The sequence below is a fragment of the Paraburkholderia sp. GAS206C genome, from assembly GCF_050435645.1.
Lineage (GTDB): Bacteria > Pseudomonadota > Gammaproteobacteria > Burkholderiales > Burkholderiaceae > Paraburkholderia > Paraburkholderia phenazinium_B.
The window spans coordinates 79,127-95,035 of sequence record NZ_JBNDKR010000016.1 but is presented as its reverse complement, the minus strand read 5'-3'; the positions used below and the strand labels follow the sequence as shown (position 1 = coordinate 95,035).

14 protein-coding genes are annotated in these 15,909 nt (G+C 61.6%); 9 read left to right on the top strand and 5 right to left on the bottom strand.

Annotated features, from left to right (window positions below):
- The first annotated feature begins 124 nt into the window (after positions 1–124).
- Positions 125–1,192 carry an alanine racemase gene (gene alr / locus P3T20_RS34710; protein WP_429289264.1) on the top strand — a complete coding sequence of 356 codons (1,068 nt, stop codon included), beginning with the start codon at positions 125–127 and terminating at the stop codon, positions 1,190–1,192.
- Between the two features lie 15 nt (positions 1,193–1,207).
- Here alr and P3T20_RS34705 read toward each other — a convergent pair whose 3' ends face one another.
- Complete coding sequence (locus P3T20_RS34705; protein WP_429289263.1) at positions 1,208–2,689, bottom strand: ATP-binding protein; 1,482 nt, start codon at positions 2,687–2,689, stop codon at positions 1,208–1,210.
- Positions 2,686–3,435, bottom strand: coding sequence for a response regulator transcription factor (locus P3T20_RS34700; protein WP_074266470.1), 750 nt, complete (start codon positions 3,433–3,435; stop codon positions 2,686–2,688). The genes P3T20_RS34705 and P3T20_RS34700 overlap by 4 nt, the downstream gene beginning before the upstream one ends.
- 198 nt (positions 3,436–3,633) lie before the next feature.
- On the opposite strand from P3T20_RS34700, the gene msrB reads away from it, so the two are divergent.
- The 4 genes from msrB to P3T20_RS34680 all read left to right on the top strand — a co-directional run bounded on the left by msrB (position 3,634) and on the right by P3T20_RS34680 (position 8,016).
- Entirely contained in the window at positions 3,634–4,146 is a 513-nt protein-coding gene (msrB, locus tag P3T20_RS34695) for a peptide-methionine (R)-S-oxide reductase MsrB (protein ID WP_074266471.1), read from the top strand.
- Positions 4,147–4,191: 45 nt separating this feature from the next.
- On the top strand, positions 4,192–6,075 hold the full coding sequence (locus P3T20_RS34690; protein ID WP_429289262.1) for a cytochrome c biogenesis protein DipZ: 1,884 nt from the start codon (positions 4,192–4,194) through the stop codon (positions 6,073–6,075).
- A 104-nt stretch (positions 6,076–6,179) separates the two neighbouring features.
- Entirely contained in the window at positions 6,180–6,887 is a 708-nt protein-coding gene (gene msrA, locus P3T20_RS34685; RefSeq protein ID WP_429289303.1) for a peptide-methionine (S)-S-oxide reductase MsrA, read from the top strand.
- A gap of 190 nt (positions 6,888–7,077) precedes the next feature.
- Positions 7,078–8,016, top strand: coding sequence for a glycoside hydrolase family 6 protein (locus tag P3T20_RS34680; RefSeq protein ID WP_429289261.1), 939 nt, complete (start codon positions 7,078–7,080; stop codon positions 8,014–8,016).
- Between the two features lie 6 nt (positions 8,017–8,022).
- Here P3T20_RS34680 and P3T20_RS34675 read toward each other — a convergent pair whose 3' ends face one another.
- Positions 8,023–8,922: a LysR substrate-binding domain-containing protein gene (locus P3T20_RS34675; protein WP_074266474.1), complete on the bottom strand. Its 900-nt coding sequence runs from the start codon at positions 8,920–8,922 to the stop codon at positions 8,023–8,025.
- Positions 8,923–9,026: 104 nt separating this feature from the next.
- On the opposite strand from P3T20_RS34675, the gene P3T20_RS34670 reads away from it, so the two are divergent.
- Together P3T20_RS34670 and P3T20_RS34665 are read left to right on the top strand one after the other, a co-directional pair.
- The gene (locus P3T20_RS34670) at positions 9,027–10,310 is read left to right on the top strand and encodes an MFS transporter (protein WP_429289260.1); all 1,284 of its coding nucleotides are present in this window, start codon (positions 9,027–9,029) and stop codon (positions 10,308–10,310) included.
- Between the two features lie 183 nt (positions 10,311–10,493).
- Positions 10,494–10,739, top strand: coding sequence for a hypothetical protein (locus P3T20_RS34665; protein ID WP_429289259.1), 246 nt, complete (start codon positions 10,494–10,496; stop codon positions 10,737–10,739).
- 65 nt (positions 10,740–10,804) lie between these two features.
- Here P3T20_RS34665 and P3T20_RS34660 read toward each other — a convergent pair whose 3' ends face one another.
- Both P3T20_RS34660 and P3T20_RS34655 read right to left on the bottom strand, forming a co-directional pair.
- Positions 10,805–11,980 (bottom strand): porin, encoded by a 1,176-nt coding sequence (locus P3T20_RS34660; protein ID WP_429289258.1) that lies wholly within the window; start codon positions 11,978–11,980, stop codon positions 10,805–10,807.
- Positions 11,981–12,376: 396 nt separating this feature from the next.
- A complete protein-coding gene (locus tag P3T20_RS34655) occupies positions 12,377–13,291 on the bottom strand; it encodes a LysR family transcriptional regulator (protein ID WP_429289257.1) in 915 nt (304 codons plus the stop codon).
- A gap of 85 nt (positions 13,292–13,376) precedes the next feature.
- Here P3T20_RS34655 and P3T20_RS34650 point away from each other — a divergent pair, with 85 nt between their 5' ends.
- Together P3T20_RS34650 and P3T20_RS34645 are read left to right on the top strand one after the other, a co-directional pair.
- Positions 13,377–14,768: an NCS2 family permease gene (locus tag P3T20_RS34650; protein ID WP_429289256.1), complete on the top strand. Its 1,392-nt coding sequence runs from the start codon at positions 13,377–13,379 to the stop codon at positions 14,766–14,768.
- Positions 14,769–14,795: 27 nt separating this feature from the next.
- On the top strand, positions 14,796–15,890 hold the full coding sequence (locus tag P3T20_RS34645; RefSeq protein ID WP_429289255.1) for an adenosine deaminase family protein: 1,095 nt from the start codon (positions 14,796–14,798) through the stop codon (positions 15,888–15,890).
- Positions 15,891–15,909: the final 19 nt, after the last annotated feature.

Below are 15,909 nucleotides of genomic sequence, written 5' to 3'. Positions count from 1 at the left end.
TTCGACAGAAATACAGTAACAAAACCTGAAAACGTCGATCTATGCTAGTGCCCGAAACTGGGTGGAGATGAAAAACCCAGTGCATGCCGCTGACTCCTAACCCCTATTTCCGCAGAGGACTTCGATGCCCCGCCCGATTGTTGCCCGCATTCATCCGGATGCCGTCCGACACAATCTTCAACTGATCCGGCAAAAGACCCCTGGCTCGAGGGTTTGGGCCGTCGTCAAGGCAAACGCCTATGGGCATGGAATCGAACGCATCTATCCGGGCCTGGCCGATGCCGACGGTATTGCACTGCTCGACCTCGACGAGGCGGTCCGCGTGCGCGAGCTGGGCTGGACGAAGCCGGTTCTGCTGCTCGAAGGCATCTTCACGCCGGGCGACGTCGCCGTTGCGGACGAGCAGCGCCTGACCGTCTCGGTGCACTGCACGGAGCAACTGGAACTGCTGCGCGCCGCCAAGGTGACACAGCCTGTCAATATCAACCTGAAGATGAACTCCGGCATGAACCGCCTGGGCTTCAGACCGGACGTCTACCGGGCCGCCTGGGAACGGGCGCGTGCATCGGAATCGATTGGCAACATCACGCTGATGAGCCACTTCGCCAGCGCGGACAATGACGATATCGACTGGCAGGTGGAGCGGTTCGATGCCGCCACCGCCGGGATTCCCGGCGAGCGCAGCCTTGCCAATTCGGCGGCGGCTCTGTGGCATCCGGGCGCCCATCGGGACTGGGTCAGGCCGGGTATCGTTCTGTACGGTGGCTCGCCGTCGGGCGTGTCGCGCGATATCGCGGACACCCCGTTGCGCGCGTCGATGAGCTTGACGAGCCAGATCATCGGCACGCAAACGCTGTCTGCGCAGGAGACCGTCGGCTATGGCCGAAAGTTTGCGGCCAACGAGGAAATGCGGATCGGCGTGGTGGCCTGCGGCTACGCGGATGGCTATCCGCGGCACGCACCGACGGGAACACCAATCGCCGTGGACGGCACGCTGACACGCGTGGTGGGCCGCGTGTCGATGGACATGCTGACCGTGGATCTCACGCCCTGCCCGGACGCACATGTCGGCTCGCAAGTCGAGCTATGGGGCGATCAGGTGAAGATCGACGATGTGGCCGAGGCGTCGGGCACGATTGGGTATGAACTGATGTGTGCCTTGGCGCGCAGGGTGCCCGTTGAAGTGGATTGAGCGCCCCAGGGCACTCTAGGCATGCACCGCGGCGCTGATCGGCAACTCGAAAGAAAACGTCGTCCCGGTGCCACCATCACGCTCAACCAGACGAATCCGGCTGTGATGCAATTGCAGCATGCGTTGAACAATCAGCAGCCCAAAGCCCCCGCCGCGATGCGCCCCACCCGCGCTGAACGGCCGCTCGAATAGTCCTTCGCGCATCTCGGCCGGAATACCCGGACCGGTATCGCTGACCATCACCTGCACCTTGCCATCGCGATACGCAAGCTCGACATCAATCGCCCCTTCTGCCGGCGTGTGGCGAATCGCGTTATCGAGCAGATTGGTCAGCACACGCTCGATCATCCCCAGATCGGCGCTAACCGCCGGCAAGCGCGGCGGAATGTTGGCCCGCAACTGGATACGCCGAGCCTCGGCCGGCAATTCGAATTTCTGGAACACGTCCTGCACCAGATCGACCAGCGAAAAATCCTCCAGCGCCGGCTGCACATTGCCGTGCTCGAGCCGCGCCAGTTCAAACAGCGCCTGCGCAAGCCGCCCCACCTTGACGCTCTGCGCCAGCGCGATCCCCAGATAGCGCTTGCGTTCCACGTCGCTCAGCGTATCCGCCTTGAGCGATAGCGTTTCGAGGTAGCCGTGCAACGAAGTCAGCGGTGTGCGCAGATCATGCGAAATGTTGGCGAGCAGTTCGCGCCGCTGCTGGTCCTGCCGCGTCAGTGCGCGCCACTGTTCGCCTATGCGATCGGCCATCTGCGTGAAAGTGGCCTCCAGTACGGCGATTTCATCGCGCCGCCCCGCCGACGATGAGCGCGGCACCTTCGGCTGCGTATCCGGCTCACCGTTGGCATCGAACTGGCGCATCGCCTCGGTCAAACGCCGCAATGGCCGTGTGATGAAGCCAAATGCCATCAAACCCGCCACGAGGCATAGCAGCGCCACCAGGGCCATCGACCACAGCGTGGTCCGCAAAACCGAGCTTGCGGCCACGCGCGCCGCGAGCTGGTCGTGCGCCTCGCCCTGCAGCACGACGTAGATGTAGCCCGAAGGCGGCTGCCCGGCCGTTTGCAATGGCGCGGCGCTGAACACCTTACCCCCGTCGAGACTGCGCGGGTCGTCACCGAGGATCGGCAACGCATCGCCGGCAATGAAGCGTCGGATCGGCGCGAGGTCGATCTGCTGGCGCTTGACGCGTCCGGCGGGGGCATCATCGCCCTTGATGCGCCCCTCGTTGTCGAGCAGATAGACCTCGACGCTCGGATTGACTGCCATCAACTGGCCGAACAGTTGCCGCACGGCGTCGGGTCGCAGGCCATTGGCATCCATCAGTGTCGCGCTGCCGGCAATGTGTGCGGCAAGGTCGCGCGAGAGGCCCTGCACGACTTCCTTCTCGTGCAGGTCGCTGGAGCGAATCTGCAGCCACGCGGACGCGCCCGAACAGGCGAGTAACAGCACCGAGAAGACGATCAGGAGCCGCTGGGTAAGCGTCAGGTTCACGGTGTGTCCTTCGGCTTGGAGTCTTGGGAAGAAGCCCCTTCAGAAGGCGCCACGAGCTTGTAGCCGTGCCCCCAGACGGTCAGGATGCGCGAAGGCTGCGCCGGATCGGCTTCGATCTTCGCGCGCAGCCGGTTGATGTGCGTGTTGACCGTATGCTCATACCCCTCGTGCTGATAACCCCAGACGGCGTTCAGCAGATCCATCCGCGAAAACACCTTGCCCGGGTGCTGGGCGAAGAAGTACAGCAGATCGAATTCGCGCGGCGTCAGCTCGATACGGCGGCCATCGACGGCTGCTTCGCGCGTCAACGGGTCGATCGTCAAACCGGCGGTCTGCAATGTACCGGCGTCGATCCGCGAGTCTTTCGCCATTGCATCGACGCGCCGCAGCAGCGCCTTCACCCGCGCCACCAGTTCGAGCACGGAGAACGGCTTGGCGAGGTAGTCGTCGGCGCCCAGTTCCAGGCCAAGAATCCGGTGCACTTCGCTCGAACGCGCGCTGGTGATGATGATCGGCGTGTAGCGCGTCATCGCACGGGCCCGCCGGCAGATTTCGAGGCCGTCGACGCCGGGCAGCATCAGGTCCAGAATCAAGGCATCCCAGCCGCCCTGCTCGAGCAGCCGCAGGCCCTCGTTACCGTCGGCGCTATGCACGACTTCGTAGCGTTCGTCGCGCAGATGCAGGCTCAAAACGTTGGCAATGTCGACATCGTCCTCGACGATCAGTACGCGCTTCGGATGATCCATAAGGGCTTCAAACGCCTGTCAGGCGGTGGTTGGAGGGGTGTTCGGCCATAGCAGCGCAGGAACGCCGCGTTGCCCCCATTGTGCAAAATTTCCAGCCGGCGAGTTATCACATTTAATTTAACTTTCTGTGAGGACTTCGACACCGCCTCCGTCCTAGTATGGCGCCACTATCCTCAGACTGGCACCAAGGAGCATCTCATGCAAAGTCGCAGACGTTTTCTGTTCTCGGGCGGCGTAGCCGTAGCGGCGCTGGCCGCCGTCAGCCGTTTGCCGAAGCTGGCCGCGGCGCCGACCGATACCGGCACGCCGGCCAAGGCCTTCGAAGTGACCCATACGGACGTCGAATGGGGCAAATTGCTGACCCCGGCACAGTACAAGGTGCTGCGCGAGGAAGGCACGGAGCGCCCCTACTCCAGCCCATTGAACGAAGAACATCGCACCGGGGTGTTTTCCTGCGCCGGATGCAAGCTCGACCTGTTCTCGTCGCACACGAAATTCGACAGCCATACCGGCTGGCCGAGCTTCTGGGCGCCGCTCGATCACGCCGTGGACAAGCGCGAGGACAGCTCGTTCGGCATGTCGCGCACGGAAGTGCACTGCCGGCGCTGCGGCGGGCATCTGGGCCACGTCTTCGACGACGGCCCGAAGCCCACCGGCCTGCGTTATTGCATGAACGGCCTGGCCATGGAATTTACGCCGGCCGCCACCTGAACCCCAGTGGACCAAACATAGGCCAATAACCTTTCTGGACCAGTCATGTTGCTCATCGTTCTTGCCTACCTTGGCGGCGCCCTGACGATTCTCAGCCCGTGCATCCTGCCGGTGCTGCCGTTCGTCTTCGCGCGCGCCGATCAGCCATTCGTGCGCAGCGGCCTGCCGCTGCTCGCCGGCATGGCGCTCACGTTCGCTCTCGTGGCGACGCTCGCCGCGGTCGGCGGCGGCTGGGTGACCCAGGCCAATCAGTACGGCCGCTGGGTCGCGATTGCGCTGCTCGGCGTGTTCGGCTTGACCCTCCTGTTTCCGCGTTTTGCGGACCATCTGATGCGCCCGCTGGTGAGCGCCGGCAACCGCCTGTCGAACTTTGCCCAGGCCGATGGCCAGCAGGTGCGGGCAGGTTCGTCGTTCCTGCTCGGGATCGCCACCGGACTGCTGTGGGCACCGTGCGCGGGTCCGATTCTCGGTCTGGTGCTGACGGGTGCGGCGCTGCGTGGCGCGAGCGTTGGCACTACCCTGCTACTGGTTGCCTATGCAGCCGGCGCGGCTACCTCGCTGGCGGTGGCGCTGCTGATCGGCGGACGCGTGTTTACGGCGATGAAGCGCTCGCTGGGCGCAGGAGAATGGGTCCGTCGTGGGATCGGCGCGGCGATGCTGTGCGGTGTGGTCGCGATTGCGCTGGGTCTCGACACCGGCGTGCTGACCCGCGTGTCCACGGTGGCGACCGGTGGTATTGAACAAAAGCTGGTCGACCGGCTTGCGCCCCGCACGACGACGGCGATGGCGGCGGCCAACCCCGTCGCTGCTTCGGGCACGATAGCTGCCTCTTCCGACAACGACGTGGTCACCACAGGCAACGCGATGGTCGCGACGTCGGGCAGCATGATGGCGGCGTCATCCGGCGGCATGCTGCGCGCAGCACAACCCGTTAGCGAAAACGCACCGCCGTTGCCTGTCGAAGGCCAGTTGCCGTCGCTCAACGGCGCGGTCCAGTGGCTCAACTCGCCCCCTCTGACTGCCCAGAGCCTGCGCGGCAAGGTCGTACTGGTCGACTTCTGGACGTACTCGTGCATCAACTGCCTGCGCTCGCTGCCATATGTCAAAGCATGGGCCGAAAAGTACAAGGATCAAGGGCTCGTCGTGATCGGTGTGCACGCCCCGGAATTCGCCTTCGAACGCAATATCGACAACGTGAAGAAGGCCACGCATGACCTCGGTATCGACTATCCGGTAGCGATCGACAACAACTACGCCATCTGGCGCTCGCTGAACAACGAATACTGGCCGGCGCATTACTTTGTCGATTCACAGGGACGCATCCGCTATCACCACTTCGGCGAAGGCGACTATGCGGAGTCGGAGAAGGTCATCCAGCAGTTACTGGCTGAAGCAGGGCACGCGAACGCGACCAGCGTCCCGACGGGTTTGACCAGCACCAGCGTCATGGGCGTGGAAGCAGCGGCCGATAACTCCGATATGAAGTCACCGGAAACGTATATCGGTTACTCGCGTGCCGAGAACTTCGCTTCGCCTGGCGGCGAAGCAGAAGACAAGTCGCATACGTACGCGGCCCCCACACAGCTCTCGCTCAACGAGTGGGGTCTCGACGGCAAGTGGCGGGTCGGTGAAGAGCACGCGACGCTCGCCGCAGCGTCCGGTGGCATCGTCTACCGCTTCCATGCGCGCGATCTGCATCTGGTGCTCGGTCCGGACAAGGACGGCAAGCCTGTGCGGTTCCGCGTCAGCATCGACGGCGCCGCGCCTGGGGCAGCACATGGCAGCGACGTGACGGCCGACGGCACAGGCACGGTGACGGAGCAGCGGCTCTATCAACTGGTGCGGCAGACCGGCGACGTCAAGGATCACACCTTCTCGATCGAGTTTCTGGACCCGGGCGTCGAAGCTTATTCATTTACGTTCGGCTGATGCCGGGCGCGATGTCGATACGTTTGCAGTACTCAACACTTAAGACTTAACAGGTGATCATCGTGAGCAAAATTTCAGACAAGGTGGCTTCGTCATCTCCGTTAGTGAAGCGTGCATCGTTCGCGAAGCTGGCAGGCGTTGCAGCGCTCGTGCTCGGGGCAGTCGCCGTGCAGCGCGTGGCAAACTCCGCGGAAGCGGCAACCCAGGTCCCGCCGCCCGCGCAGGACGAGAAAGTCACCGCGACCCATAGCGAAACCGCGGTGTTCGCAGGCGGCTGCTTCTGGGGCGTGCAAGGCGTGTTCGAACATGTGCGCGGGGTGAAACAGGTCGCGGCCGGCTATAGCGGCGGCGCGGCCAGCACGGCTCAATACGAAACCGTTAGCGGCGGCGATACCGGTCACGCTGAATCAGTGCAGATCACCTACGACCCGACGCAGATTACCTACGGCCGGCTGCTGCAGATTTTCTTCTCGGTTGCACATAACCCGACCGAACTGGATTACCAGGGCCCAGACCACGGCACGCAGTATCGTTCCGCGGTGTTCCCGGTCAATCCGGAGCAACGTATTGTCGCGCAGGCGTATATAGCGCAACTTGACAAGGCGCATGTGTTTTCGCAGCCGGTCGTCACGCGCGTAGAAAACTTCAAGGGCTTTTACCCTGCGGAAAACTATCACCAGAACTTCCTCGTGCTGCATCCGGACTATCCGTATATCGCCATCAACGATTTGCCCAAGGTCACCGATCTGAAGAAGATGTTCCCGGATCTCTATCGCAACGATCCGGTGCTGCTAAAGGTTGCTTCGTCATAGAAGGGCACGTTACGCTGTATCCTCAGGAAGATGATCGTGTGCTTGCGCAAGTTGGACACCTCCTCGCAATGAGGTGTCCAGCTTGCTGCGCGAGCACGCGGGAACCTGCGGAGTTGGTAGGATTCAGAGTTCTGGTGCGGTTCGCTGTCCGCGGCGGTCGCCGCCCGCTGCCACCTCTCTGCGACTAAAAATGAAAAAACGCTTCGCGCAAGTCCTTGGTATGGCGTTGGCCACCCTGTTCGTCATGGGACAGACGTGGGCCGCCGGTTCGTTCTACGTCGATCCCAACTCCGAGCCCGCCGTATGGGCTCGCAATCATGCGGCCGATCCGCGCGCGGCAAAAATCACCGAGTCGATCACACACGTCCCTACCGCCCAATGGTTCGGTAGCTGGAACAAGGACGTTCATGCGGCAGTAAGTCAGTTCGTGGCTGCCGCCGACGCCGCGCACCAGGTACCGATCCTCGTCGCCTATAACATTCCCAACCGCGACTGCGGCGGCGCGTCTGCGGGCGGAGCCGCGGATGCCGACGCCTATCGCGCATGGATCGACGCGTTCTCGCAAGGCATAGGCAAGAACCAGGCGGTCGTTGTCGTCGAACCGGATTCTTTGGCGCAGTTCGACTGCCTGAAGACGACCGACGCACAGGACGCCCGGCTGAACCTGCTGAGCTATGCGGTGTCGCGCTTGCGGCTCAACGCACCGGCAGCCGACATCTACCTTGACGCCGGCAATGCTCACTGGACTGCTGCGGATGTCATGGCGAACCGTCTGCACGATGCAGGCATCGGCGAGGCGAAGGGGTTTGCATTGAACGTGTCGAATTTCTACCCGACTCAGGAATCGATCGCGTATGCGAACGCAGTGAATGGCGTTTTAGGGAGCAGATTCGGCTATACGAAGCCAGTTGTGATCGACACCAGTCGTAACGGCAACGGTTCAAATGGCCAGTGGTGCAATCCGGCCGGCGCGAAACTGGGCGAGCCGACCGGCGACGCAACAGGTCAGATCCTGCTTGCCTGGATCAAGAACCCTGGCGATTCCGACGGGCCTTGCGGCGTTGGACCGACTTTGAAAGCGGGGGTATTCAGCCCCAATCTGGCAGTTCGGTTGATTGAGGGAAACTGACAAGCCCTACCGCGTCCCCAACTCCCGCGCCAGCGTCATGAACAACGCCTCCTGCGGCGACAGCTTGCCGGCGCGCAGCACCATCCACATGGCGGAGCGTGCGGCTTTCCCACGTAGCGGCCGGTATGCCACGCCGTCCACATTGATGCTGCTCAGAGAGGCCGGCACGATCGCCACCCCGAGCCCGGCCGCCACCAACGCTACGATGGTGGCCGACTCCCGTGCCTCCTGGGCAAGCCGCGGCGCGAACCCCGCTTGCTGACACAACGCGATGATCTGGTCGTACACCCCTGTGCCACGCTCGCGCGGATACATCACGAAGCCCTCGTCCTTCAGGGCTTCGATGGAAAGCGCACTCTCCCGCGCGGCGAGCGGATGCTGCGCGGGCAATACGACCACGAGCGCATCCTCGAAAAGACGCGTGACTTGCAGCGACGACGGCAAATCCGGCGATGTCATGCCGCGCACAAACGCCACCTCCAGCCGCCGCTCCAGCATCGCCGTCAACTGCTGCTGAGTGGTCAGTTCTTCGAGCCGTAAGTGCACCTCCGGCAGGCGGCGGCGGAATTCGAAGATCAACTTTGGGATGACCGAGCCGAAGGCAGCCGAACCGGTAAAGCCGACGCGCAGCTCACCGAGTTCGCCCAGTTGCGCCCGCCGCGCCACCTCACCCGTGCGCTCCGCCTGCGCCACGAGTGCGCGCGCCTCGGGCAACAGCGCCTTGCCGGCAGCCGTCAATTCCACGCGCCGGTTGCTCCGGTCAAACAGGCGCGCACCTAGTTCGTCCTCCAATACGCGGATCTGCTGGCTCAGCGGAGGCTGCGCGATGTTCAGGCGTTGCGCTGCCCGCCCGAAATGCAACTCTTCGGACAGCACGATGAAATAGCGAATGCGGCGGAGATCCATGATATCGATTATGTATCAATTCCAGTCGAATCGATATTGGACTATGGAACGAGCCGGCGTCATTATTCAGTCTTAAGGAAATGGCACACGGAGTTACAGGAATCATGGGAAAGCACGACGTCAATCTGCTGACGCCCAACACGATGGCCGCGACGCTGGCCGCCGGCGAGGCGCCTCGCGCTCACGGGACGGCAGGCAAAATCGAGCACGGCACGCCGGCGTTCTGGCAAACCAATTTCGCCCTGTTCGCAGCCGGCTTCGCGACCTTCGCCTTGTTGTACTGCGTGCAGCCGCTGATGCCGCTCTTCTCCGCAGACTTTCATGTCAGCGCTGCAGGTGCGAGCCTCTCCCTTTCGCTGACCACCGGGCTGCTCGCGGTCACCATGCTCGTGGCAGGCGCGCTGTCGGAGGCATGGGGCCGTAAGCCGATCATGGTCGCGTCGCTGATGCTCTCGGCGGTGCTCACCGTCGTCTGCGCCGCGGTGCCGCACTGGCCGACCTTCCTCGTCATGCGCGCACTGATGGGAGTCGCGCTCAGCGGCCTGCCGGCGGTCGCAATGGCTTATGTCGGCGAGGAGATGCATCCGCGTTCACTCGGTCATGCGATGGGGCTGTATGTCGGCGGGACCGGCCTGGGTGGCATGGCCGGCCGTCTGTTGACCGGCGTCATAACCGATGTCTGGGGATGGCGTTCCGCGGTGCTGGTGATCGGCGTGCTGGGCATACTGAGTGCCGCCATTCTGTGGCGCTTCCTGCCGCCCTCGCGCCACTTCGAGAAGCGGGAGTTGCGGCTTGCGCCGCTCGCGAGTGCCTTTGGCACGCACCTGCGCGATGGCGTTCTGCCGTTGCTGTTCGTCGAAGGCTTCCTGCTGATGGGCAGCTTCGTCACCGTGTACAACTACGTCGGCTATCGCCTGATTGCCGCTCCGTTCTCGCTGAGCCAGACGAAGATCGGCCTGATTTTCGCGGTGTATCTGTTCGGTATCGTCAGCTCGGCCTGGGTGGGTAGTCTCTCCGGCAAGCTCGGAAGGCGGACCGTGTTGCCCGCCACGCTGATACTGATGCTCGCGGGAACGGCCATGACGCTGTCAAACCAGCTCTGGCTCATCATCCTCGGAATCACCGTTTTGACGATCGGGTTCTTTGGCACGCACTCGATTGCCAGTGCGTGGGTCGGCGCGCGAGCGCAGGTCAGCAAGGCACAGGCATCGTCGCTGTATCTGTTTGCGTACTACCTGGGGTCGAGCGTAGTCGGATCGCTCGGCGGGGTGTTCTGGAATCTGCGTGGATGGCACGGCGTCGTTGCAATGGCTTGCGCGCTGCTGCTGCTCGCGATCGTTATCGCGCTCTGGCTCTACCGCACGCCAACGCAACCCGCACAACGTTAGGTTCCTGTCCCGAACGAGGGAAAAAGGGCGGAAGCCAGGCCACACTATTTCATCTGTAACGGAACTGATCACGTTTGATTGCCGACTTGGCTGAAGAGATCGTGGGACCCGTGCTAGCATTTCCCCACACTCTTCGCTTGTCGTTCGAGTGATCTAAATTTCGTTGTGTGTCTGGAGGTTGTCGTGGCGTTGGAACATCGTGGCTTTCGAGTAAATGTTGACGTGGTACCGGATGAACTCGGCGTGCAGTGGATTTGTCGGGCGCTGATCGAGCGCATTGATGGCGATAGCAAAAAAGGCGCGCCAATCGGCCCCGAACTGACCATTCCTCGAGTCAAGATCGATCCGCTGATGGCAATCAGCACGCTCGAGCACAGGTCCACACTGTTGATCGACGAATTCTGCGAGCAGGGTCAAGCGGTAGCCTGAGCCTGCCGCGTCATGCCTCAGGTCTTGGGCATGACGCCTGATATCCGAGGCGTAAAACGGCTTGCTCAGAAGTGCGTGAGAATGCCGGCAAACACGCCCGTTTGCGACCCACCAAAGTTCGGATCGGTCCGGCTATTCGCCGCACCGCTCGCAGGATCGTCCACGACATTTGCACCGTACGGATCGCTATAGCCGTCGCCCAGGCCAATGTTGGACGTCGAGCTGTTGCGCACCGTCGCGACTTCCGAATACAGCACCGTACGCTTGGACAGCGCGTAGGTCGCCGTCAATGTCCACAACGTCGCGTTACCGTTCCCGTGATTCGTATTCGTGTGATAAACGGCCGCGCCGAATCCGGTGGTGGGCGTCGCATTCCAGCGTGCGCCGATCCATTCCTGATCGACCGCTGTCGGCAAAGACACACCGGATGGAAGCGACGTGGGAGCCCCATCTCCGAAGTAACCTTCGTCCGACGCTTGCGGCGCACTCAGGTGCTGATAGCCGCTATACAAGGTCACCGGGCCCATCGCCAGCGTGCCACCCGCCATCAACGAGCGTGAATTGACATAGACGTTATCGAACTCGCCATTGCTGTCGCGGATCTCGTCGTAGATTGCGAGCAAATGCGCGATGCCCGCGTCGTAGTTCAATTCGATGCCGTCTGAACGCCCTTGTGCTCCGCCAAGCTGACCCGGGCCACTGCCCGGATCGCCCGAGTTCCAGTTCGTGCTATTGGTCAGTTCGTACTGTCCTTTGACTCGCAAGCCACCCAAGGTGGGCGACGTATACTCGAATCCATTCGAAGCGTCCGACCAGTTACGTCCGCGCACAAGCGTCTGGATACCGTAGAGCATCATCAACTGTGGGTCGAGATCGAAACTGTCCTGCTGAAGTTCGTACGCACCCATATTGCCCACCTTGAAGGTACCCCACGCAGGGTTCGCGGCGCCGATCGTCGCCTGCCGGCTGAACAGCGTGCTGCCGATACTCCCGTCCAGAGAGTTAAAACCGGCCTCCAGGGTGAAGATAACCTTGGTGCCTGCGCCAATATCCTCTGAACCCTTCAGGCCAAAACGAGGCGTGTCCCAGTTGCCGGTTTCCATGCTGAAGAGATTGCCCTGCGGCATGCCTGTCTGATACTGGATGCCCGTATCGATGCGGCCGTACAAGGTGACGCTGCTTTGTGCGTAGACCGCGGCAGACGATCCCAGCAAAGACGCGAAGAGAAGCCACTTTTTCATAGAACAGGTCCCCGTTTCGGAAAGCATCGTTTGTTCAGGCGATAGAAGTGAAGGACGCCGCCAAACGAAGCGTCCAGTCATTACGAAGGAATACTATTTAATTGGATCTGCAGGAGGACCGATAAGCAATCGCTCTGTTGGCGACGAGTCCCGCTGAACGGTCACGTCATCTGCCGACTGACCGCAGTGTATTTAGATCGCCCGAAAAATAAAAACTTATTATTGTTATCTACCCATAAATTCAATTTATGAGCCATGCGATCCAACTGGCCGCTTGTGGAGCGCTATCGCCAGCCCATAAAATCGATCTATACATCAATAAAAAAACAAAATTATTTTTTATTTACCGGATCCGTATAGTAGTGCTGAGTCGCTGCAGATCGGCGTCGAGGGGCTTCAGAAGTTGGCAGCAATCCATTCGCGGCACGCGCTCACGTGGGGTCCGCGGTCGTCGTCCGCGAGCGAAATCAGCGCGATAGCCCGCGTGACGCGTGGCTTGTCCAGGCGGAGCGCTATGAGTTCGGGATCGTGCAGATGCATCGTGTAGAAACTCGGCAGCACCGCAACGGCGAGACCGTTGCGCACGAGCGCATAGAGCGACTCGGTGTATTCCATGCGATACGCGACAGTGAGGCGCAGGTTTTCCGCCATGCCGGTTCGGCGCAACGCATCGCTCACGCTGCCGCGCACGAACACCGCAAGCTCCCGGTCCACCAGCTTGCTCCAGTCCACCGATTTACGTCGGGCAAGCGGATCGTCGCGGCGAATCACGACGACGATCTCGTCTTCGAGCAGGTTCTGGTAGCGCAGCGAGTCGTCGTTCTCCGCGCCATCCGGTTCATGCACGCCAATGCCAAGATCGGCTCGCCCTTCGCGGATCGCTTCGAGCAGGGTGCTATTCGGCATGTCCTCGAAGATGAAGCGCAACGATGGTTCGCGCTCGCGCAACGGAGCGAGGACGTGCAACAGGCGTCCCGCAACCGACGGAATCAGACTGATGCGCACCGACTGCGTTTGTTCGGCAAAGATGCTCGCCATGTCATCGAACGTACCACGCGCGTTGTTCAGGAGGCGTTCGGCGAGCGGCAATACGCTTGCGCCGGCGTCGGTGAGGGTAAGCCGATGAGCGGAGCGTGCGAACAAGGGGCCGCCCAGCAGATTCTCGATCTGACGAATCGCGGCGGTCAATGCAGGCTGTGTTAGAGAAAGCGACCGGGCGGCCTGCGTGAAACTACCCGCATGCGCGAGCACGACAAAGTACTGGATCTGCTTCAGGGTAAGCGCGGGCAGCAAAGACGAACGGGTAGCCATGGCGAGCGCCCTGATAGACACGATGCGCCGCAGTATAAAGTCGAACGGTAACAAGAGGAAACGATTGATGAGTGAGGAATCTTCGATGACGAGGCGCGTAAGCAGCGCACCGGATGCACCGCCGTCTGCGAACCTGCCGGGCAGTGCCTCGGCCTCTGCGCCGCCGCCCGGTTGGCTCGAGCGGCGCTTTGCACTGCGCGCACGCAACACCACGGTACGCACCGAAGCGCTTGCAGGCATCACGTCGTTTCTCGCCGCGGCATACCTGCTCGTCGTGATTCCGTCGCTGCTGGCGATGGGTGGCATGGATCGCGGCGCGACAACCACGTCGACGATCATCGTGTTCGTTTTGAGCACCATTTTCATGGGGCTTTATACGAACATGCCGTTTATGGTCGGGCCGGGAATCGGCGGCGCGGTAATACTTGGCGTCACACTGGCCGGCGAGCACGTTGCATGGCAAACGGGCCTCGGGATCGCCTTCATTTCCGGCCTGCTGTTCCTGATCCTGACGCTGGTTGGCGCGCGCAGTCTGGTGGTGCGGCTGATTCCCGCGCAGATCAAGCTGGGGCTTGGCGCGTCGATAGGTTTGTTCATCGCGGTGCTCGGCTTTCGCAACGCAGGGATGGTGATCGCCAATGCGAAAACCAATGCGCTGGCACTCGGGGATTTTTCGCGGCCCGGCACGCTGGTCGCGTTGATCGGTCTCGCCGCAGCCGTCGTGTTGCAAGGCCGCCGGGTGCCAGGCGCAATTCTCTGGGCAATACTGATTGCGGCCGGCGTCGGCGTGCCGCTTGGCGTCACGCACCTGCCGCCGTCATTGATCGCGCTGCCTCACGACATCATGCCAGTGTCGTTCAAGCTCGATATTCCCGGCGCGTTGACGGTGGCAGCCATACCCTATCTGTTCGTATTCTTCGCCGCCGAGTTCTTCTCGACGCTAGGAACAACGCTCGCTGTCGGCGCCAAAGCGAATCTGCTGGACGAGAACGCCAACCTGCCCAATATCAACCGGCCGTTTCTGGTCGACTCGATCGCGGCTACGCTAGGTCCCGTGTTGGGTGTTCCAGCGCTGACGGCATTGGTAGAGTCAGCGGCAGGCGTTGAAGCGGGTGGGCGAAGCGGGCTGTCTTCATTGGCGGCGGGTGCAATGTTCGCTCTGATGCTGCTGTTTGTGCCGGTCGCGCTCGCGATTCCCAAGGAAGCTACCGCGCCTGCGCTAATCCTGATTGGCCTGTCGATGTTCAGCACCATCCGCAACGCGCATTTCGACGACTTCACGGATGCGTTCCCAGTCCTCTCGATGGTGCTGCTCACGCTGATGTCGAACAGCTTTGGCACCGGCATCGCGGGCGGCCTGCTTTGCTTCGTGCTCGTCAAACTGCTCGCCGGACGCTTTCGCGAAGTGCCGTGGGGACTCATCGTACTGGCCGGTCCCCTCGGTTATTACTTCTGGACCGTGGTCAAGCATCACTAATCCTGCCCTACACGAACACCTAAAAAGATGAACGAGAAATTTGGCAACGTGCCCGCGTCCCTTACCGGCATCACGATTACGCCTGCACACAGGGACTTCTTCAACGCGATTCCCAAAGTCGAACTGCACTGCCACCTGCTGGGAGCGGTTCGGCAGGAGACGTTCATCGCATTAGCGGAAAAAAGCAACGCGCCCATCGAGCGCAGCGAGATCGACTCGTTCTATACACGCGGTGAAAAACCAGTGGGCGTGTTGCGTGTACTGCGTGCGCTCGACGAATATCTCCTGACCGACCCGGACGATTTGCATCGTATAACTTACGAATATCTCGCGGACGCCGCGGCGCACAACGTGCGTCATAGCGAATTTTTCTGGAATCCGACTGGCACCGTACGAGTGTCAAAGATCGAATACGGCGACGCGCAAGCGGCCATCGTTGCAGCGATCCGCGACGCAGCAGCCGATTTCGGACTTTCCGCACGTCTGATCCCCAGCATCGATCGCGAAGCGGACCCCGATGAAGCGGTAGCCCTGGTGGAATGGATGAAGCAGCATCGTGCCGATGAAGTCGCCGGCATAGGCATCGATTACCGCGAAAACGACCGGCCACCCGAACTGTTCTGGAAAGCCTATCGCAACGCGCGCGAAGCGGGCTTCAAGACCACAGCGCACGCCGGGGAGTTCGGCATGCCCTGGCGCAACGTCGAAACCGCGGTGGATCTGCTCAAGGTGGATCGTGTCGATCATGGCTATACGATCGTCGACAACCCCGAACTGGCCGCACGCTACGCGGAATCCGGAATCGTCTTCACCGTCGTTCCGACCAACTCCTACTATCTGCGCACGCTGCCACCGGAGCAATGGGCGGAGCGTCATCCGATCCGTAAAATGCCGGGACTCGGCCTGAAGATCCACCCGAATACCGACGATCCAACCTTGCACAAGATCAGTCCGAGCGAGGCGTGGGAATTGATGTTCAGCCACTTCGGCTTTGGCATCGACGATCTGCGCAGCTTTATGATGAACGGGATTGATGGTGCGTGGGTCGACGCGACGACCCAGGATACGTGGCGCAAGCAATGGGCAGAGGACTTCGACGCACTGGCTACGAACCTCGCCTAGACGCCCGATAAACAGCCCT